The following is a 22,186-nucleotide window of genomic DNA, read 5'->3' on the forward strand; positions in this document are numbered from 1 at the left end:
TAGTGATTAGCAGACTGCGCTATTATGTCGCAAGGTACTAACCGCTAACCACTACTTTTCCTGTTTTATGCAAAGATATCACTTCGCTGGATATATGCTATAACATCTCCCTTGTTGACGTTAGCGCCTTGCTGAGCACATACTTCAACAACACGACCTGTAAATCCGGTCATTACTTTTTCATACTCACCCCACGGCGTAGAGAGATAGCAGAATATCTCGTCATGCTGATACTTGCGTCCGATAAACGGTGCTGCAGACGGACCTTCTACAGAAACTTCCCAAAGCACCTGTCCTTTGGATGGAGCTATGATAGGATCGGCTTTAGCGCGTTTCAGCTTCCTTATCTCCTCTTCCGAATATCCGCTCTTTGCCATAGCCGCATCTTTAACACGTTCCAGTTCATCCCGGAAACGCTTCTTGGCAGCACCCGACTTATAGTCGCGATACTGACGATCGTGCATGGCCAATTCAAAGAGTTCCTCCTCATCATCACCATATTCCCAACCATTTTCATCCATTTCTTTACGATACTCATCCAGAGCGTCCGGATAGTTGGACTGAGGATCCGTATCAACAAACTCGTACCCTTTGGACCTGGCAAGTTCTATGATTTCAGAGGCCAGTTCACCCGGCAAACGTCCGCTTTTGCCCAAAATCATATCCCAAGTATGGTTATCAATCATCGTCCAGCGTTCTTCACCTTTCACCAGCTGCATCACGTTCATCAACGCAACATTCTTGACGTATTGGCTGAAGGGGGTTACCAAAGGCGGATAACCCAATTTAGGCCATACATATTCCACTTCGTCAAAGAGCATCACCAACAAGTCATCTATACTGAGTTCCGGTTGATTTTTTCCTTTCAATATCATGTTGATGCCGGAATGCACCCCTTTCAAATCAGCCATCATGGACCCCATCATACCACCCGGCAGCCCGCACTTCAAGAGCAGGGATGACATATGCTTATTGGTTGGGTCCATAAAATAACCGAGAAAATCGTCGATAAATTCCTGTGTCATGGCACGTGCCTTCATGTAAGCCTTCATATTGATGTCGGGCACTTGGAAGCCTTTATCACGCAACATGGCTTGTACTGAAATAACATCCGGATGCACCTTTCCCCACGACATAGGTTCCATAGCTACATCTATAATGTCGGCTCCGTTTTCACAGACTTCGAGAATAGAAGCCATTGAAAGCCCCGGACCACTATGCCCGTGATACTGTATCAGTACGTCAGGATGTTTTTCTTTGATAGCCTTAGTCAGTTCTCCCAACATACCCGGACGGCCGATGCCCGCCATGTCCTTCAAGCAAATTTCGGGCGCCCCCGCTTCGATAAGCCGGTCAGCAATACCTGTGTAGTACTCCACCGTATGTACAGGCGAATGAGTAATGCAGAGTGTTGCCTGCGGTATCATGCCGGCTTCAAGTGCATAGCGGATGGATGGGATGATGTTGCGTGTTTCGTTCAGTCCGCAAAAAATGCGGGTAATGTCCACACCTTGCGCATGTTTCACTTTGTACATCAGCCGGCGTACATCGGCAGGTACGGGATACATACGCAATGCATTCAGTCCTCTATCTAACATATGGGTCTGTATGCCGGCATCATTGAAAGGTTTGGTAAAGGCACGGACGGCCTTGTTCGGATTCTCACCATAGAGAAGATTCACTTGCTCGAAAGCACCACCATTAGTCTCGACACGTGCGAAACAGCCCATTTCGATAATCAACGGTGCGATACGCACCAACTGGTCTACTCGCGGCTGGTATTTACCGGACGACTGCCACATATCGCGGTAAACAAGACTGAATTTAATTTCTTTTTTCATTGCAATAGGTTATTAACTATTTGTTCATCAGGTTAACTTGGTATATACAAATATAAAGGATTATTCTAACATATAGTCAAAATAATCCTATAAAAATTCACTTAAAAGATATGTTTTATATCATTTAGTAAATTGAGAATTGGGATTTTTAAATTCTCAATTCTCAATTTACTAAATAAAATCCTTCAATTCTTCCTGCAGCTTCTGTCTGGTGAAGAAGATGCGGCTCTTTACCGTTCCGAGGGGTAATCCAAGGCGCTCGGCAATCTCACGGTATTTAAATCCGGAAACGTGCATGGAAAAAGGAACTTTATAATCACGTGGCAATGAATTGACAATGCGGTGCATTTCCTTCAGGTCGTAAGCGCCTTCGGTACTTGCAAAACCGGAATCCTGCGGCATACTCAGATGATACAGATTATCAGTCTGATCGACGAAAGTCTGTTCGCGCACTATTTTTCGGTAGTTATTAATAAAGATGTTACGCATGATGGTATACATCCAACCTTTAAAATTGGTGTCAGGTTCGTATTTGTCCTCATTATCCAAGGCTTTAAGAGAGGTCTCCTGCAACAAATCATTCGCTTCTTCCCGATCGGCCGTCAATTTGTATGCAAAGCGAAGCAGTTCTTCTTGCACAGCAAGCAAATCTTTTCTAAAACTGTAAGTGTTCATACTTTGCTAATTTTTTTTATGGTTAATAATCGTTTAGGTTTAGTGGTTGCAAGTATACGGAAGTTTCCAAGTCTTGAGGGATGAAATACGGGCATTCTTTAGGGTGAAAACTATCACTTGACAGATTTCACCCCCTATTTTGACAGTTTTCAGGTTAGCAAAAGGTAACGTAACCCGGTAAAAAGTACAATTTTATCGCTAATTTATAACAATATTACCATAAGATAAACAAAAATATGGCTAAGGAGAGTACAAACGCAGGTAGACCTATAAAAAATATTTGCCTGTAATGAAAGCGGATTGTCATTTCAGGCAAACACAAACACAGAAAAAGGGTTGGAAAAGTCAGCTTTATTTCCCTTCTCCCTCTTCGTCATTACCCGTAAGTATAGGCAGGCAAATTTTATATTTCACAGCCAAAATACGGGTAATGAATACCGATATTCCGCCTATCACCTGACAACCGTAGGAGTGCATACCCAACAGTTCACATATCCAATAGGCCGTACCCCCCACTACACATGCCATCGCATATATCTCTTTGCGGAAAATAAGAGGGATTTCATTGATAAAGACATCCCTTATCACACCGCCTGCCGCTCCGGTGATGCTTCCCATGATGATTGCCACCCAAAACGGATAGCCCAACGCCAAACTCTTGCCCACGCCCACCACCGTAAACAGCGCCAGGCCGATTGTGTCGAAGATAAAGAATGTATTGTGCAGATGAATAAGATGCTTCCCGAAAAAAATAACCCACAACAAAGCGAGTCCGGTACATATCAGATAAATGGGATCTGTCATCCAGCCGGGGGTGACATCCAGCAGAAGGTCACGTATCGTACCACCGCCAATGGCCGTAACGAAGCCCACCACGTATGCGCCGAACCAGTCGAAACGCTTTGCCGAAGCCAGACGTATGCCGCTGATAGCAAATGCAAACGTACCAATGAAGTCGAGTATCTGAACAAATGTTGGCATGAGAGTATTTCTTTTTTTGCAAAGTAACAAATAAATTCCCTAAGAAAATGTATTTTTGTCCCACCAATTTATATATCAGCAATGAAAATAACCATCGTATCGGGCGCACGTCCCAACTTCATGAAAATTGCTCCCCTCTGCCGTGCCATTGACGCCGCCAGAGAGACAGGTAAAAACATCTCCTATCGCATAGTCTACACCGGTCCTCAGGATGATACCACCCTGGATGCCTCGCTCTTCTCTGACCTTGCCATGCGCAAACCCGATGCCTATTTAGGTATCAGCGGGCGCGACCACTCGCAGGTAGCCGCCTCCATCATGCTCGCTTTCGAACGTGAGCTCAACGAGCATCCCGCCCAAGTAGTACTCGTTGTGGATGACATGACCGCCACCATGAGCTGTGCCATCGTAGCCAAAAAGCGCGGACTGAAAGTGGCACACGTCATTGCCGGTACGCGTTCGTTCGACATGAATATGCCTCGTGAGGTAAACCGCACCATCGTAGATGCCATTTCCGACTATCTCTTCACTGCCGGAATGATAGCTAACCGAAACCTCAATCAAGAGGGAATGATACCGGAATACATCCATTACGTAGGCAATATTCTCATCGACACCATTCGTTACAACCGCCACCGCCTGATACAACCGCTTTGGTTTTCCAGCCTCGGACTGCGCAAAGGCAATTACCTATTGCTCACCCTCAATCGCCACGATCTGTTGGAGAAGAAAGCCATACTCTCCTCCCTGATGCAGACGCTGGCAGAAAAAGCCGGCGATATGCCTATCGTAGCCCCCATACACCCGTACGTAGAGCGCGCCATCAAATCACTGGGGCTTGATATGCCCCACCTGCATATCCTCCCGCCCCAAAGTTATCTGCACTTCGGCTTCCTCATCAACCAAGCTAAAGGTATAGTGACCGACTCCGGCAACATAGCCGAAGAGGCCACCTTCCTCGACGTACCCTGCATCACACTCAACACTTATGCCGAACACCCCGAGACTTGGCGCATCGGAACCAACGAACTTGTCGGAGAGAACTCCTTCGCTCTTTCCGCCTCCCTCGACAAACTGTTGCACGGCGAATGGAAACACGCCACTCTGCCTGACCGCTGGGACGGACGTACAGCCGAACGCATTGTACAGACATTGATAAATGGAGAAAAGGTATAGGAAAACCATTTCGGAAATCATCCCGCAGGAGACAGATACCCTTGCGGATTAATTATGATATACATCAAAGTCCGTTTTGATGTATATCATATCTGTTTTTCATACGTATGAAAGATTGTCACTATTCTATATAAATCACGCTCTATCCTGTCAATATTAACAAACAAGAGGGAAGAAACAGGAGAGATAGGGAAATAAGGTGGCGGCTGATAAAGCGGGTTTCTCTTAAGTATTCTTTAAAAAATATTTGCTTCTTGATTAACAGTAAATTGCTAACTTTGCAAATTGATTATGAAACATATGAAACCATTATACAGTATAACCCTGTTTCTTCTACTGTTGCTATTCGCTTCTACCGGAGCATCGGCACAGATAAAAGGAGTCATAACGGACTCTCTGACCCACGAGCCGCTGATGTACATCACCGTACAGTACGAGGGAAAAGGCGTAGGCAGTATTTCCAATGCCGACGGAGAATATCAGGTAGAGACCCGTAAAGGCTGGAACGAGCTGACCTTCTCCGCCATTGGCTACATCACCAAGAAAGTAAAATTCGCTCCCGGAACAAAAGAGCTCAACGTAAAGCTGGCCCCTGCCGACGTGATGCTTTCCGAAGTCGTTGTCAAGCCCAAAAAAGAGAAATACTCGCGCAAGAACAATCCTGCCGTAGAGTTCATGAAGAAAGTCATCGAGAATAAGAAAGCCTTAAAACTCGAAGAGAACGACTACTACCAGTACCAAAAGTACGAAAAGATGAAAATGTCCATCAACGATGTCACCCCGGAGAAAATGGAAAAAGGCATCTACAAGAAATTCTCTTTCTTCAAAGACCAAGTGGAACTCTCGCCCAAAACCAATAAGATGATTCTGCCTATCTCCATCAAGGAGACAGCTTCCAAGACCATCTACCGCAAAAGCCCCAAGAGCGAAAAGACCATCATCGAAGGTATGAACTCCAACGGTATCGAAGAATTCTTCAATACGGGTGATATGCTGGGAACTATTCTCACTGACGTATTCTCTGATATCAACATCTATGATGATGACATCCGCCTGCTGCAACGTCGCTTTGTCAGCCCTATCGGACGTGGAGCTATCAGCTTCTACAAGTTCTACCTCATGGACACCCTTATGGTGGACAAGCAAGAGTGCGTGCACCTCACCTTTGTGCCCCAGAACTCACAGGATTTCGGTTTCACCGGACACCTGTATGTAGTGAAAGATTCCACCTATGCCGTAAAGAAGGCCATTATGAACCTACCCAAGAAGACAGGCGTCAACTTCGTGGAGAACCTCGACATCGTGCAACAGTTTGAACAACTGCCCGACAGCAATTGGGTACTCACCGACGACGACATGACAGTGGAACTCGCCCTGATGAAAGGCATACAAGGTCTGGAAGTGCAACGTACCACCAAGTACAGCGACTACAAATTCGACGAGATAGAACCCCGTCTTTTCCGTTTGAAAGGAAGTGTCATCAAAGAAGCCAATATGCTTGCCAAGAGTGACGAATACTGGGCTAAAGTACGCCAAGTGCCGCTCACCAAGAAAGAAAGTTCTATGGACGTATTCATGAACCGCATCGAACAGATACCGGGTTTCAAATATGTCATCTTCGGTGCAAAGGCGCTCATTGAGAATTTTGTGGAAACGGGTAGCAAGAAGCATCCCAGCAAGTTTGACTTCGGCCCCATCAACACCATGATTACCAGTAACTATGTGAACGGGACCCGTTTCCGTCTCAGTGGTATGACCACCGGTAACCTGCATCCGCACTGGAGTTTCAGCGGCTATGGAGCCTACGGTACGCGTGACAAAAAATGGTTCTACTCCGGACAGGCTGCCTACTCTTTCAACAAACGCGAGTACGTCCTCTGGGAGTTCCCCAAGCACTACCTCGCCTTCCAGTACACCTACGATGTGATGTCCCCTATGGACAAATACCTGGCAACAGACAAGGACAATATGTTCGTCGGCTGGAAATGGACCACCGTAGACCAGATGTCATATATGCGCGACGCCACCCTGACCTACGAACTCGAAACCCAATCCGGTTTCTCTGTCAAGGCTATGGCACGCCACCGTAACGACCAACCCGCCGGAATGTTGCAATATTGGAAGAACAACGGCACTACCCCCGGCGAATGGGACGAAAAGAACACTCTGGTGCACGACATCACCACCACCGAAATGGGGCTGACCCTACGCTATGCCCCCGGTGAGACGTTTGTCAACACCAAGCAACGCCGCGTACCCGTATCACTGGATGCACCTACATTCACCCTCTCACACACCGTAGGCTTGAAAGGCGTGCTGGGAGGCGAATACAACTTCAACCTTACAGAAGCCAGTATACGCAAACGTTTTTGGTTTGGTTCGTGGGGTAAACTGGACGTTACCGCCCGCGCCGGTGCGCAATGGAACACCGTCCCCTTCCCGTTGCTGAACCTCCCGATGGCAAACCTTTCATACATTACCCAAAATAACGAATCGTTCAACCTCATCGACAATATGGAGTTCCTGAACGACCGCTACGCCTCGCTCGCCCTCAGCTACGACATGAACGGAAAGCTCTTCAACCGCATCCCCCTCATCAAGAAACTGAAGTGGAGAGAGATGTTCCGCATCCGCGGTATGTGGGGCACACTGACAGACAAAAACAACCCGTACAAAAGCAACAACCCCGATTTGTTCCTTTTCCCCATGCGCGACGGTATGCCCACCAGCCACGTTATGGGACACACGCCTTACGTTGAAGCCAGTGTAGGTATCTATAACATCTTCAAGTTACTGCATATAGAATATGTGCGCCGCCTCACCTACACCGACATACCGGGGGTAAAGAAAGGCGGAGTACGGTTTATGATATTAATGATATTTTAAGGAATTATGAATTCATAATTCAATACAGTCATGCAACCATTAGCAGAACGGCTTCGGCCAAAGACATTAGACGAGTACATCGGTCAGAAACACTTGGTAGGACCGGGAGCTGTACTGCGCAAGATGATTGACGCAGGGCGTATCTCCTCATTCATCCTGTGGGGTCCTCCAGGAGTGGGCAAGACAACGCTTGCCCAGATTATAGCCAACAAACTGGAAACACCGTTTTACACTCTCAGCGCTGTAACCAGCGGTGTAAAGGATGTACGCGACGTAATAGACCGTGCCAAGAGCAACCGTTTTTTCTCTCAGGCAAGCCCTATACTGTTCATCGATGAAATCCACCGTTTCAGCAAATCGCAGCAAGACTCGCTGCTCGGCGCCGTGGAGCAGGGAACGGTGACGTTGATAGGCGCTACTACCGAGAACCCCTCATTTGAGGTAATCCGTCCGTTACTCTCCCGTTGCCAGCTCTATGTACTGAAATCACTGGAGAAAGAAGACCTGTCGGAACTACTCCAACGTGCCATAACTACGGACGTCCAACTGAAAGAGCGGCAAATAGAGCTCAAGGAGACTACCGCTATGCTCCGTTACAGTGGAGGTGATGCCCGCAAACTACTCAACATTCTCGACCTCGTTGTACAGTCCGAAGCCGGAGACCCCATAGTCATCACCGATGAAATGGTGACCGACCGTCTTCAGCAAAATCCCCTTGCCTACGACAAAGACGGGGAGATGCACTATGACATCATCTCAGCCTTTATCAAGTCCATCCGCGGCAGTGACCCTGACGGAGCTATCTACTGGTTGGCACGCATGGTAGAAGGTGGTGAAGATCCCGCTTTCATAGCCCGTCGTCTCGTCATATCCGCTTCCGAAGACATCGGACTGGCAAACCCCAACGCCTTGTTACTTGCCAATGCCTGTTTCGACACCATTATGAAAGTGGGCTGGCCCGAAGGACGCATTCCACTTGCAGAGACCACGATTTACCTCGCCACCAGTCCCAAAAGCAACTCTGCCTATATGGCCATCAACGATGCCCTCGAACTGGTGCGACAGACAGGTAACCTGCCCGTCCCCCTGCATCTGCGAAACGCCCCTACCAAGCTGATGAAACAGCTCGGCTACGGCGACAACTATAAATATGCCCATGATTATCCCGGCAACTTCGTCCGCCAGCAGTTCCTGCCCGACGATCTGAAAGACCGCCGCATCTGGCACCCTCAAGATAATCCCGCCGAACAGAAACATAAGGAAAGGATGCAAGCATTATGGGGGAAAAAGGAATAATCATCAATTACTAATAACTAATAACCATAAAGATGAACATTGTAGTATTAGACGGCTATGCCGCCAATCCCGGAGACCTCTCTTGGGAGGAACTGAAAAGTCTGGGAGAATGCACCATTTACGACCGTACCGCCCCTTCCGAAGTACTGGAGCGCGCTGCCGGAGCAGACATATTGTTGACAAACAAAGTTGTGCTCAACGCAGAAACCATAGCCGCCCTGCCCAATCTGAAATACATCGGAGTGCTCGCCACCGGATATAACATTGTCGATACCGAAGCTGCCAAAGAACGGGGTATCATCGTCACCAATATTCCGGCATACAGCACTGCTTCCGTTGCGCAAATGGTCTTTGCACACATCCTCAACATCGCGCAGCATGTGCAGCACTACACCGACGAAGTACGTAAAGGCCGATGGAGCAGTAACCCCGACTTCTGTTTCTGGGACACCCCGCTCATCGAACTGCGTGGCAAGAAAATCGGTATTATCGGTCTGGGGCAAACAGGCTACAACACCGCCCGTATTGCCATCGGCTTTGGCATGGAGGTACACGCGTACACATCCAAATCACCGTTCCAGCTTCCTCCCGAAATCAAGAAAACAGAGCTTGACGAACTCTTTGCCAACTGTGACATCATCAGCCTGCACTGTCCTCTCACAGACTCCACCCGCGAACTGGTTAATGCCGCCCGTCTGAAGCAAATGAAGCCCAATGCCATTCTCATCAATACCGGACGTGGACCGCTCGTCAACGAACAAGACCTCGCCGATGCCTTGAACAACGGCACTATCTTTGCCGCCGGACTGGATGTACTCTCACAAGAACCACCCCGTGCAGACAACCCCTTGCTCACTGCCAAGAATTGCTATATCACCCCGCACATAGCTTGGGCAAGTGCCGCAGCACGCGAACGCCTCATGCAAATCATGCTGGATAATGTAAAAGCCTTCATGGACGGAAAGCCTATCAACTCAGTAATAAAATAGTTCCCCATAAATCATAAATCTACCATGGGAAAAGCCGCCGTCAAAGGCCTCTTTCAACTGATACTGATAGCCGCCACCTTCGTGTTGGCGGCTGTCACCATTGCAGCATCCCGTTCCGGACATTACCACCCGGAAAGTTCCACCATGATGCCATTATTAGGTCTTGCCGTGCCGGTATTGCTGGTGTCCTGCCTGATAGTTTCCCTTTGCTGGGCATTGGCACGCAAGAAGTGGGCGTTCGTCCCGCTGATAGCCTTCCTCTTCAACTGGGAATACCTGACGGCAGTTATCCAGTTCAACTCTACCCATGAAGTGCCCGCCACTGCCCTGGCGCTAAATCAGAAAGGCAAACCCGGCGATTACCTCACCATAGCCACCTACAACGTCCATAGTTTCGGGGGTGAAATTACCGGCTATTCCTGCAAGGAAATAGCTAAGTATATGCAACAACAGTATGTAGATGTGCTCTGTTTTCAGGAATTTGGCGACAACAAACACTTCACGGTAGACAGCCTGCGTCGTGCCCTCTCCCAATGGCCGTACGCCCTTATTCCTGCAGACGACTCCATTCATGGTATCCTTCCCATTGCGATATTCAGCCGTTATCCGCTTGCGGGCGGACGCTTCATCACCTATCCCCACAGCGCCAATTGCAGTATGATGTGCGACGTCGTTTTGGGTACAGACACCCTCCGCCTTATTAACAACCACCTGCAAACCACCAGTGTCAGCCAGAACCGTCGGAAATGGGAACGCGAACTTGTCACCAATGATACCCGTCGCGAGGCGCAAGCCGTACAAAATGCAGCCGAAACTCTGCACGAGAACTTCATGAAACGTGCAGCCCAAACGGACAGCATTTGTCACCTTGCCATCGCCAGCCCCCATCCCGTGCTGGTGTGTGGAGACTTTAACTCATTGCCTTCCTCCTACACCTACTACCAACTGTCCGAGTTTCTCAAAGATGGCTTCAAGACAGGCGGATGCGGTTATATGTATACCTATCGCTATGGCAAACGTATGCTGCGCATCGACTATGCTTTCCATTCACCCGAGCTGGACTGCATCAACTACTACTCTCCCAACTTGGATTTATGCAGCGACCACAATCCGGTGGTGTTTACGGTAAAATACTAAGCAAAAAAAGTAAAGGCTGCCTCGGTTTTCCCGAAGCAGCCCTTGCTTTTATGTTCAATGTCTCTGATTTCTATCTCGGAGAACAGAATCCACTTTAATTGAAGATATAACGTACACCAATCTGCAACTGCCAGCAGTTGGATGAGTTGTTGTAATTAGTGAAAGTTGTGGACTTTTCAGTCAAAGTAGGACTCTTGTAGTACTTATTGCTTCCGTCATAAGCATACAGCGAATATTTAGGTTGATTATCAGCGGTCTTTCCTTGATAATTCAACAGTTTACCATAGTTGCAAGAAGAGTTTGTCTTCGTTACACCCCACGCATTATTCAGCAAGTTGCCCACATTCAAGATGTCCAAAGAAACCTGAAGCGTATTCGTAGACTTACCCACTTTCAGTTTAAAGTCCTGTGCTATTTTTAAGTCGAAACGATGAACCCAAGGCATCTTCACGTCATAAGCTTTAGCATATTCACCCTTATGGCTGCTCAGATAATCATCCTGTTCAACAAAATTCCAGAAAATGTCGCGCTGTGTTTCGGCTGTGACGATAGAACCGTCTTTCAGATTTACATCAATAAAATTCAGTTCATCTTTTGTCTTAGGAATGTACATCAAGTCATAGGCTGCACCATCACCGTTCATATCATTAGCATAGTAGTAACTGAACATACCGCTATTATAACCGGCATAATACAAGCCGATATTGGTTGCAAAGTTCTTACCTTCCTTGATACGATAGGAAGCGGATGCAATTACCTTATTAGGAGTTACATATTGAGAATTAGATAACCCCACTTCATTTGGACCGTCTACACTGTACAGATTCTGCCAAGAAGAATAAGCCTGATTACCCGGTAAACCGGTAAGTTCCTTAGACACGGTATGAGTATAAGAGAACATCAAGTTCAAGTCAGAGACAGGCTGGGCAGTTACCATAGCGTTAATGGTAGAGCTGTGTCCCTTGCTGGTATTCTTCAGAACAACGGCTCCACTTGTTACACCTGACTGTATCGTACCATTCTTTCCACTCCAAGATTTATAATCATAGCGATTGTCAGGACCGGCAAAACGTTCCAGATTACCTACATTAACGATGTTATAATTTTCCATGCTGACAGCGTTGATGTCCTTATTTACCATAGCCTCGAAAGTCAGCGTTAACGGGAACGAAATCGGCAGACGATAATCTATCGCCAATGAATTCTTCCACACCTGCGGAAGTTTGAAGTCGTCGGCAACACCTGCTACGGTAGCGTAGCTGACGGGAGTATTAGCATCCGTATAAGGAGTAGTTTTAGGCAAGCCAAGTACTTCAATCATATCATTCACATTCGTCGGATACGCACCGTTATTCTTGGCGGCATATTGCTGGAGAGCTGTTAACTGACCTTGTTTGTCATTGGATATGGAAATCGTATTCTGCAACATCATTGCATTGGTAGGCATATTCGTTAAGAACACCAATGGAATACGTCCCGTAAAGATACCTGTACCACCGCGAAGCACCAGACTGCGGTCACCGATAATATCCCAATTGAATCCCACACGCGGAGAAAACAGCACGGAAGCTTTCGGCCATTTACCCGTATCAATCACAGGGGCCTTATAGTTGTCGTAATTAGGATCGTTCTTGCTGATGAAATGGTCTTTCCAATCTAATGCTTTGTATGCCTCGTTAGTTTGCAGGTCAGTAAGATAAGACATCAAGTCGGCACGCACACCGTAAGTCAGTTTAAATCGGTCGGTAACATCCCACTCATCTTGCAGATAAAGAGCACTTTGGGCAAAAGAAACTTCGGCAAGAGGTTCTGTTTCACCATTATAACCATATGTCAAACCAAAAGCAATAGGAGCTGCGCCATTCTTGAAGTCTTCAAAAGACTTAAATTTATAATATCCTGTTCCATAGCGCATAAAGCTATTGGAAGCCTTCTGATATTCAAAGTTGAAACCACCGATTATCTTGTGTCTCCCCAGTGTCCAAGTAATGTTATCCTGAATATTCAGAATATTATTCTTCACGGCATTATTCCAAGAGAATAACTCATAACCGGCACTCATAAAGGCATTTCCCGCACCATCCCAAATATCAATATGAGGGAAGGGAGATGATTCTGAAGTACGTAAATCCTCAATATTGGAATATGTAAACAGGAAACGGTTTGCCAGATTGTTACCGAAACGGCTGTTCAATTCGGCAGCCAGTGACCATACGGTATTCTCCATGGCATAACAATTGTTTACGAAAGCCATGGCATCTTTAGAGATACGGTTGGAAGAAGCGCGATCACCTACGGTAGAGGTACCGTTGGCTGGTAAATCCTGCGTATTGGTAGTATAATTATAGCGTACGCTCAACTTATGGGCATCAGTAATATTCCAGTCGATACGTCCCAAAAACTTATAGTTCTTGGTACCACCATCGTAGTCAGTGTAAGAGCCAGGATTATAACCGTATCTGTTCTGCAGAATGTCAGCAAATTCTTTCATATCTGCGGGCGTCACACGCGAAATCATCTGGTCGGCATTTGCTTTGCCATCGGCAGAGAGTTTCCACTTAGTGATAGGTTGCGGTTGATTTTCGTACTCACCGTTCACAAAGAAGAATAATTTGTTCTTGATAATCGGTCCTCCGAAAGTGACACCATATACTTCTTTCGATTCCTCTTCACGCTCACCAAGGTTATAACCATCAACTTTGTTACCACGGAATTTTTCATTCTTTTGATAAGTATAGGCACTTCCTTTGAAGACATTCGTCCCCGATTTGGTGATGGCGTTCACCCCGCCACCCACAAAGTTTGTCTGGCGTACATCGAAAGGCGCCACCACTACCTGCAACTCCTCAATAGCGTCCAGAGATATAGGATTACCGCCACCGGGCAAGGTAGAAGAAAGTCCGAAATTATTGTTCAGGTTAGCACCGTCTATGGTGAAAGTATTGGTACGTCCATCACGTCCGGAGAGCGTATTGTTTGCACCCGAATAGGGAGAGAGACGTGTAAAGTCGCTCAAGCTACGGTCTATAGAAGGGAGCAACTGCATTTGGTCATTAGAGACATTAGTAGCGGCTCCCGTTTTTACGCCGGCAAACTTGGAAGCAGTTCCCATTACAACCACCTCGTCCAACAGCTCGGAAGACTCCTTCATAAACACATCCAGCGGATAGTTCACTCCCAGTTGCAAAGTAGCATCTGTCACTTTTACAGACTGATAACCCACGAAAGAAACTTCAACCGTGTACTTACCCGTACGCATACCTTGAATGGAGAAGCGTCCGTCTACGTTGGTTATAGCCCCATAGCGGGTTCCAGATGCTTCATGGATAGCTTGGATAGTAGCACCGATAATCGGTTCCTTTTGCATATCCTCTACTTTACCGCTCATTGAAGAGGTAGTAAATTGTGCACTTACGCCCACAGCTGCCAAAACCAGCATCAGCGTAAAAATAATTCTCAGTCTTTTTAACATAATTGTTTCTAAATTAGCTTCTTAAAATGTTATATTTCTCAAAACAGAGGCAAAGATAAGTAAAATAATATATAGAATCGTTACATTTATGCTACATTATTTAAGAGATAATTAAAAGTAGCCGCAGTTCGTTACAGAGCCTTATAGCCATTATTAGAGATACCTCACCTGTTCTGCGGGTATCTCACCCCGTAAATCGCCAGCTACTCCATGCAAATTGGCTCTGAACAATTTTATTTTAGCATTAAAAGACTCAGCGGCTTCATTTGAGCGTAAGTATTCAAATAAATACTACTTGTGCAAGAAATATTCAGCCGGCAGAAACCTGTTTTGATGTATATCATAATTCATTTTGATATACTTCAAAACGGATTATCATGTATATAAAAACTGGGAATATTCTTGGATTCCAGTTTCATACCACTCCCCACGGTTTTTCTACTGCTCCGAAAAAGTCATTTTTCTCAAAACTATTTCTTGCTTAAGGCTTTTTGGAGCGCTACCCCAAACAGGCAGCAAGCACAACGTAATTCATTTTTGGAAAGTTTATCCAGATTATCAAGAATACCGGGGACAGAGTAATTTTCGTCGAGAAACTTATATGGATCGTCGGCTTCTTCCAAATCCTGCTTGATAAGGCAGGTGCAAACAGGATTATTATCCATTGCTTATTATTTTTTTAATTAATGAGAACCTCGTCAGTTTACAAAAAAACATTGGGATTACTCTCAACCAAAAAAACTTTCCCACTGCCTCAATGGAAGAAGGATGCTCAAAGATAGTGCTTTTTAATTGCTAATTGCAAGAAAATTACAAATTTATGCAAAAAGTAAACTACTCGTACTTTAAGGGAAAAAAGAAAAACTGAAAAAAAGAGGGGAACTGTCCTTTTATAGGACAGCCCCCCTCTTTTTTAGATTTCTAAAAATATCACTATACTATTTTATTGCATAACGGGTGTCATTTCATCCCAAATATATGTTTTATCATCTGCATTATAATAGAATGACATTGCATAATTGCCGTTACCACGTCCGCCATATACTTTATAGATAACTGTATAACTTGTATCCGGGTCGGGATTTGTCACCATATCAGGGAGTAAGATAAGCGGGAAAGCTTCTTTTGCCAAACGCTCGTCCATAATGGTCTGAATTTCGGCATCATCCAATCCATCCAAATAGCCGTCTACGTTATAGTACTGCGTCCAAGTAGAATACTTATTGTTGATGTTATTGTTCTTATCACAATCTGCTCCAAAATAATATTCGGAGGTTTCATTCATCGTACTCATATATTCAGGCTTGTTTGCTTTTACCCACTCTACCAACTTCTTATATTCAGGTTTACCCACATTTACTTTTTCTATGCGGCTGATAAGGTTAGAGAGCTTCCAATCTTTACCATCAAACTTCATCACTGTAATGCGTTCGCTGATGGAAACAACAACAGATGCTTTGGGATTATATACTCCCCAAGCAGAACCATCATAACGATAAAAAGCACTTTTCTTGGCTCCTGCTACTTTATAGGTCATTTCCACGGTTAAACCGGCTGTAGCAACATACACATATTTATTCTGCAAGAATATCGGCAGGACACTATTGGCTTGGGCAACAGATGTAAATGTATTACTCTCCCCAGGCTCGCCTGTTTCAGTTCCCATAGCGGCATAATCATCATTGGTGAGTTCATAGTTCTTGTCAGCAATGTAGAACAAGGGTTCTTCTTTCCACACATTGTTTGCACCTTTTTTATAAAACTTATACTCATTCACCGCCTTACCACTATAGTAAACATACGTCACTTTCATCACAATGCCCTCTGCCTTGTCCGCAAATTTCGTGGCACAGAAAGCCGGCAGATAATCATTCGGTTTAGCAGTAGAACTGAAATTGTCATGTTCTCCGGGCTGACCTTTACCCGTACCCATTGCATCATAATCTTCCTTTTGCAGAGTATATTTGTCATCAAATGCAGGTTCTTCCATCTGTTCGGGCATCACGTCCGCCACTTTCACCTTAATTTTCGCTGACGAGCCCTTATCACAATACGGATAGGTATCTTCAAGCATACTGATCAATGCTTTTTCTATAGTTTCCTTTCCTGCATCTTCATTACCTTGCACAATGCTAAAATAACCTTCGGTAGGATATTTTCCGGTAAAATCTCCCTCATAATAGATAACATCTGTCAGGGGTTCCTGGTCAAAGCCGGGAAAGTTATCTTCGTTGTAATCACAGGCTGTTATCAGGAACGAAGCCGCACACAAACTGTATATTAACTTTTTATTCATAATTATAATGCTTAAAGGTTTAGAAATTGAATTTCAAACGTACGGAATAGGTACGGCCAAAACCGTAAAGTACGCGTGTCGCAGTTTCCCAATCGTGCTTGCTACCGTCACGTGCATCAGCAATATATTCCTGATCGAAGAGGTTGTTGACATTACCGCTCAAAGTAGCGCGTACCTTACCAAAATCAAAGGAATAACCAGCACTCAAGTCGAAAGTGCTGTAAGAAGGGATCTCCCACGGCTCTGTCACTACGTATTCATTACCCATACCGGCTTGTCCTGCATCAATATCGTAACCGGCATAGTTGCGGGCAAAGAAGTTCCAGTCCACACTAAGACGCAAACCTTTCATAGGACGTACATTTACACCCAATGCGGCTGTAGTCTGTGCCGAACCACCTACGTGAATATTATCCATCTTGATGTTGGCACGGTACTGCTCTGCATTTGCCATATCGGTAACTACTTCACCGCTCTTCAAATCAGCAAGCATCTGGCCAGCTCCATTATAGTAGAAACCTTTCGCATTACCGTTCCAGCGCCAGTCACCCCATGAGAACATACCCGTAACATCGAGCCAACGGAAAGGTTTGGCAACGAAATCAAGTTCCACACCCATATGATTAGCATTGGCTCCGGTCATATTCAACGTCCAGCGATCTTCTATTTTCACACCTTCTTCGTTCTCATAATCATATGTGTCCGAATCATAGAGGGCTTTATCTTTCCAACGGGTATAATAAGCATTCACATTGGCCGTAAAGAAGCCTGAACGGAAACCGTAGCCCAATTCGAAGGAGATTACTTTCTCATTCTTGGCATCACCGTTACGTGCGTGTGACTTCTGAGAGTTAATGAAAGATGTATCAAACATCGGAGCACGGTTGATATAACCTGCGTTGAAGTAAACGTTGTTGTACTCATTGAGGTTGTAGTTGACACCACCCTTTACGTTTCCGCCCAGATAATGTTTCTTATCGGACTTAGCATGCGCCTTGTCGTAATACATACGGTCGTAGCGCCAGTAGCTGGTATTTGAAAGTCCGCCGGAAACGAATGCGCTCAACTTGTCGTAGTTGTACTCCAACTGTGCAAATACGCCTTCGGACATTACAAAGCCGTCATAATCGCGGTATATCACATCACCTACTCCGAGCTTCTGATTCTTGTAGTTGGGATCAGCAGCAGCTGCATTATTCTCGGCGCGCACATATTTACGATTATCAGCATCTACAAAATACGATCCGCCAAAGAGGTCGGTAATGACATTCTGATGCAATCCCTTATAGTAACGCAAGTCGATACCTCCGTAGAAATCGAAGTTCTCACCAAATTTAGTTGTATAAGTAGAAAGCAATCCATACCACATATGATTGTTCATCATTTTAGACATAATCATTTTGGAACCGGTGGTACTTGCCGCATTCATGGCTTCCACTTGGTCATATGCAAATGTTCCGTCTATTTCGCGGAAATCGTTGTTCACTAAACCATTACTTGCACCATACCATTTACTACGATTGGCATTATCACCGGAACCACTATAACCGTTACCACGGCCGATAGATACATATAGTGCCGTACTTAAGCTGGACTTACGGTCTATCTGCCACAAGTGGTTCAGAGAAATCTGAGGCTTGTGGTATGAGTTTCTGGAAGAGTTGAACACTTGCCCGTTTCTATAACCGAAAGTGGGATTATATTTGTATGGACTATCCTCACCCATATATTGTTTTACACGCTGCCACTCTTTAATAGTAAGTCCATTTTGGTTGCTACGTTGATTGTGCCACTGCGGAGCGCCGAATGCTGTAAGTGACAATTGATGATTGTCGTTGAAACGCTTGGCTATACTGGCAAACCAGTTGTAACCCTCAAACTCCGTACCTTGAATATATCCGTCACCCCAGGTCTTACCCCCCAACAAAGTGAATGCCCAGCCATCTTTGGACAAACCGGATGATACGCTGAAAAGTATCTTGTTGTAGCCATCATTACCCATACCATACGACACGAATCCGCCTCTCTTGGCTTCCGTGCTCTTAGTAACGATATTAATAGAACCGCCCACTGCCGGAACTGAGACTTTAGCTGCACCCAGACCACGCTGTACCTGCATACTGCGAGTTACGTCCGACAAACCGGCCCAATTAGACCAATATACTTTCTGATTCTCCATTCCGTTCATAGGTACACCGTTAATCATCATAGCTACATTCTCGCTAGAGAAACCACGAATACGGGTCTGCGCATCACCATAACCACCGCCGTCTTTTGTGGTATATACGCCCGGAGTGGATTTCAAAATCTCGGGAAACTCTTGTGAACCGAGTTTTTCCTCAATAAATACCGGATCTACGGTAGATACCGCTACCGGAGTTTTGCGGGCTACCGCAACAGAAGAGGTAATAGTAACGTCCGCCAGCATCACTGCATCGGGTTCCATCTTGATAGTTCCCAGTTCTACAGAAGCGCCCTTCTGTGTAATCTTCTTCTTCAGGTCCTTGTAACCTACATACTTGAATAACAATGTGGCATTCGAAGCAACGCTCTGCTTGAAATAGCCGTCAATGTCCGTCACCGAACCTTGAGTAGTACCTTCTACCATAACGGCAGCACCTACCAAAGGTTCGCCGGTTTCAGCGTCGACAAGCTGACCATGCACTGTGGTCTGAGCCCATACTGCAGATGTAAACACCGACAACATGGCAACCAACAGAAATTGAATTAGACTTTTTCTCATAATTCTGCTTTTAGTTAATAGATAGTGTTAATTAAAGTTTAAAAATACTCTTAAGTTGCAAATATAGTATTAATATATCAGATATTCATTACGATTGTGCTACATTTTTTTAGGCTGATAAACAATTCTGAAAATGTTTTAAATAAAAAAGCCCCGCAAGTTTCCTGCGGAGCTTTCTTTTTGCTACAAATATAATAGATATGCTTTCAGATTAAAAGCTAAAATCAATCATTCATTAATTTTCTATAACGTACACGTGTAGGCTCTTCTCTACCCAAACGTTTCAGTTTATTTTCTTCATATTCCGAGTATGAGCCTTCGAAGAAGAATACATTAGAGTCGCCTTCAAACGCAAGGATGTGCGTACAGATACGATCGAGGAACCAACGGTCGTGACTGATAACCACAGCACATCCGGCAAAATCTTCAAGACCTTCTTCGAGGGCACGCAGCGTATTGACATCAATGTCATTGGTAGGCTCGTCAAGAAGCAACACGTTACCTTCTTCTTTAAGGCAAAGAGCCAAGTGAAGTCGGTTGCGTTCACCACCGGAAAGTACGCCGCAAAGTTTTTCCTGATCGGCGCCGGAGAAATTGAAGCGTGACAGATAGGCACGCGCATTGATATCACGTCCACCCATGCGAATGAGGTCATTTCCACCGGAAATCACCTGATAGACACTCTTATTGGGGTCTATATCCTTATGCTGCTGGTCTACGTAAGCCACTTTTACAGTCTCCCCTACTTCAAACTCACCGCTGTCGGGAGTCTCCAAGCCCATAATGAGACGGAAAAGAGTCGTTTTACCTGCACCGTTAGGACCGATAATACCTACAATGCCGTTAGGCGGCAACATGAAGTTGAGATCATCAAACAAGAGTTTGTCACCGAACGCCTTTGCCACATGCTTGGCTTCAATAACTTTGTTACCCAAACGGGGACCGTTAGGGATGAAAATTTCGAGTTTTTCTTCTTTCTCCTTGACGTCTTCATTCAACAGTTTATCATAAGAGTTCAGACGGGCCTTTCCTTTTGCCTGACGGGCTTTAGGAGCCATACGCACCCATTCCAACTCACGTTCCAGCGTCTTGCGGCGTTTGCTGGCGGTCTTTTCTTCCATTTCCATGCGTTTGGTCTTCTGCTCCAACCAGCTGGAATAGTTGCCCTTCCAAGGAATGCCTTCACCACGGTCAAGTTCAAGAATCCAGCCTGCTACGTGGTCAAGGAAATAACGGTCGTGAGTGACGGCTATTACCGTACCTTCGTACTGCTGCAAATGCTGTTCCAGCCAGTCGATAGATTCGGCATCGAGATGGTTGGTAGGCTCGTCGAGAAGCAATACGTCAGGCTTCTGGAGCAACAGGCGGCAAAGTGCCACACGACGACGTTCACCACCGGAAAGATGCTCTACGGACTGATCTTCGGGCGGGCAGCGGAGTGCATCCATAGCACGCTCCAGCTTACTGTCGAGATTCCAAGCATCTGTAGCGTCTATAATATCCTGCAACTCAGCTTGCCGGGTAAAGAGTTTGTCCATCTTATCCTGATCTTCATAATATTCGGGCAAACCAAACTTCCGGTTAATTTCTTCGTACTCCGTCAGTGCATCCACAATGGGCTGTACACCTTCCATCACCACTTCTTTTACGGTCTTTGTGGGATCAAGGTAAGGTTCCTGCGCCAAATATCCCACCGAATATCCGGGCGAGAACACCACTTCGCCCTGATAGGATTTATCCAAGCCGGCGATAATCTTCAGCAAGGTCGATTTACCCGAACCGTTCAGACCGATGATACCGATTTTCGCTCCATAAAAGAACGAAAGGTAGATGTTCTTCAACACCTGCTTATTGTTCTGCTGAATGGTCTTGTTCAGCCCTACCATAGAAAAGATAATTTTCTTATCGTCTACTGTTGCCATGTAATTTAAATATAAAGTATGAAATATAAATTATAATGTTCAAGATGTAATATGTGACTTCCTCACACATAATTCCGGGACAAAGATAAGAAAAAAAGCGAAATTCTTTTGCAACTTCCAAAAAAGTCTCTATCTTTGCACCCGCTTAACAGCAATAAGGTCTGAATCGCTAGCTCAGCAGGTAGAGCACAACACTTTTAATGTTGGGGTCTTGGGTTCGAGCCCCAAGCGGTTCACAGGAAATCGGAGAGTTACACTAAGTAACTCTCTTTTTTTATACTAATCAACAACCCATCAATAAGATAAAACGACAATAAACACAAAACGGCTGTCTTCTCCGACAACCGTTTTGTGTTTATTAATTTATGCATAATAAAGTACACCCTCAGGGATTCGAACCCTGGACCCACTGATTAAGAGTCAGTTGCTCTACCAACTGAGCTAAGAGTGCATTTGTGCAAAAAAATTCAAGTTTGTAGTGGATACGAGAATCGAACTCGTATTGCATGCGTGAGAGGCATGTGTCCTAACCGTTAGACGAATCCACCGAGTTTTTATAAAAGCACCGGCTTTTTCAAACCGATGCTTTCTCTTTGTATTCCTTGCGGAAGCTGGGGGATTCGAACCCCCGGTACGGTTACCCGTACGTCAGTTTAGCAAACTGGTGGTTTCAGCCACTCACCCAAACTTCCTTAGTAACCCAGCATTCTTCTCAAATGCGGTGCAAATGTAGGGCAAACTTTTGGACTATGCAAATCTTTCCTGCATATTT

The 22,186-nt window shown here is 45.5% G+C and carries 13 protein-coding genes and 4 tRNA genes; 6 read left to right on the top strand and 11 right to left on the bottom strand.

The genetic code is table 11. From position 1 onward, the window contains the following. Positions 1-65: 65 nt before the first annotated feature. The 3 genes from KG118_RS07725 to KG118_RS07735 all read right to left on the bottom strand — a co-directional run bounded on the left by KG118_RS07725 (position 66) and on the right by KG118_RS07735 (position 3,497). A complete protein-coding gene (locus tag KG118_RS07725; protein ID WP_117711961.1) occupies positions 66-1,841 on the bottom strand; it encodes an oxaloacetate decarboxylase in 1,776 nt (591 codons plus the stop codon). Between the two features lie 171 nt (positions 1,842-2,012). After that, a complete protein-coding gene (locus tag KG118_RS07730; protein ID WP_005653557.1) occupies positions 2,013-2,516 on the bottom strand; it encodes an RNA polymerase sigma factor in 504 nt (167 codons plus the stop codon). A 351-nt stretch (positions 2,517-2,867) separates the two neighbouring features. Further along, a complete protein-coding gene (locus KG118_RS07735) occupies positions 2,868-3,497 on the bottom strand; it encodes a trimeric intracellular cation channel family protein (RefSeq protein ID WP_117711964.1) in 630 nt (209 codons plus the stop codon). An 81-nt stretch (positions 3,498-3,578) separates the two neighbouring features. Between KG118_RS07735 and KG118_RS07740 the strand changes: the two genes are divergently transcribed. The 5 genes from KG118_RS07740 (at position 3,579) to KG118_RS07760 (ending at position 10,981) form a co-directional block, all read left to right on the top strand. Next, positions 3,579-4,673 carry a UDP-N-acetyl glucosamine 2-epimerase gene (locus tag KG118_RS07740; protein ID WP_117711966.1) on the top strand — a complete coding sequence of 365 codons (1,095 nt, stop codon included), beginning with the start codon at positions 3,579-3,581 and terminating at the stop codon, positions 4,671-4,673. A 300-nt stretch (positions 4,674-4,973) separates the two neighbouring features. Then, positions 4,974-7,559, top strand: coding sequence for a DUF5686 and carboxypeptidase-like regulatory domain-containing protein (locus KG118_RS07745; RefSeq protein ID WP_117712026.1), 2,586 nt, complete (start codon positions 4,974-4,976; stop codon positions 7,557-7,559). 30 nt (positions 7,560-7,589) lie between these two features. Beyond that, positions 7,590-8,855, top strand: coding sequence for a replication-associated recombination protein A (locus tag KG118_RS07750; RefSeq protein WP_117711969.1), 1,266 nt, complete (start codon positions 7,590-7,592; stop codon positions 8,853-8,855). Between the two features lie 32 nt (positions 8,856-8,887). Then, positions 8,888-9,844 (top strand): D-2-hydroxyacid dehydrogenase, encoded by a 957-nt coding sequence (locus KG118_RS07755; RefSeq protein ID WP_117711971.1) that lies wholly within the window; start codon positions 8,888-8,890, stop codon positions 9,842-9,844. Between the two features lie 24 nt (positions 9,845-9,868). Next, a complete protein-coding gene (locus KG118_RS07760; RefSeq protein WP_213388398.1) occupies positions 9,869-10,981 on the top strand; it encodes an endonuclease/exonuclease/phosphatase family protein in 1,113 nt (370 codons plus the stop codon). Between the two features lie 94 nt (positions 10,982-11,075). On the opposite strand, the gene KG118_RS07765 is transcribed toward KG118_RS07760, so the two are convergent. The 5 genes from KG118_RS07765 to ettA form a co-directional block, all read right to left on the bottom strand. Beyond that, the gene (locus KG118_RS07765; protein ID WP_117711976.1) at positions 11,076-14,453 is read right to left on the bottom strand and encodes a TonB-dependent receptor; all 3,378 of its coding nucleotides are present in this window, start codon (positions 14,451-14,453) and stop codon (positions 11,076-11,078) included. A gap of 470 nt (positions 14,454-14,923) precedes the next feature. Continuing rightward, the gene (locus KG118_RS07770; RefSeq protein ID WP_117711979.1) at positions 14,924-15,118 is read right to left on the bottom strand and encodes a hypothetical protein; all 195 of its coding nucleotides are present in this window, start codon (positions 15,116-15,118) and stop codon (positions 14,924-14,926) included. Positions 15,119-15,396: 278 nt separating this feature from the next. Then, on the bottom strand, positions 15,397-16,749 hold the full coding sequence (locus tag KG118_RS07775) for a hypothetical protein (RefSeq protein WP_117711981.1): 1,353 nt from the start codon (positions 16,747-16,749) through the stop codon (positions 15,397-15,399). A 19-nt stretch (positions 16,750-16,768) separates the two neighbouring features. Then, the gene (locus tag KG118_RS07780) at positions 16,769-19,492 is read right to left on the bottom strand and encodes a TonB-dependent receptor (protein ID WP_213388400.1); all 2,724 of its coding nucleotides are present in this window, start codon (positions 19,490-19,492) and stop codon (positions 16,769-16,771) included. A gap of 224 nt (positions 19,493-19,716) precedes the next feature. After that, positions 19,717-21,414: an energy-dependent translational throttle protein EttA gene (gene ettA / locus KG118_RS07785; protein WP_117711984.1), complete on the bottom strand. Its 1,698-nt coding sequence runs from the start codon at positions 21,412-21,414 to the stop codon at positions 19,717-19,719. A 163-nt stretch (positions 21,415-21,577) separates the two neighbouring features. On the opposite strand from ettA, the gene KG118_RS07790 reads away from it, so the two are divergent. Then, positions 21,578-21,650, top strand: a tRNA-Lys gene (locus tag KG118_RS07790). 142 nt (positions 21,651-21,792) lie between these two features. Here the strand turns inward: KG118_RS07790 and KG118_RS07795 are convergent. The 3 genes from KG118_RS07795 to KG118_RS07805 all read right to left on the bottom strand — a co-directional run bounded on the left by KG118_RS07795 (position 21,793) and on the right by KG118_RS07805 (position 22,106). Then, positions 21,793-21,865: transfer RNA gene (locus tag KG118_RS07795), tRNA-Lys, on the bottom strand. A 25-nt stretch (positions 21,866-21,890) separates the two neighbouring features. Then, a tRNA-Glu gene (locus tag KG118_RS07800) sits at positions 21,891-21,962 on the bottom strand. 57 nt (positions 21,963-22,019) lie between these two features. Then, positions 22,020-22,106: transfer RNA gene (locus KG118_RS07805), tRNA-Ser, on the bottom strand. Between the last annotated feature and the right edge of the window lie 80 nt (positions 22,107-22,186).

This window comes from Bacteroides propionicigenes (assembly GCF_018390535.1).
Taxonomy (GTDB): domain Bacteria; phylum Bacteroidota; class Bacteroidia; order Bacteroidales; family Bacteroidaceae; genus Bacteroides; species Bacteroides propionicigenes.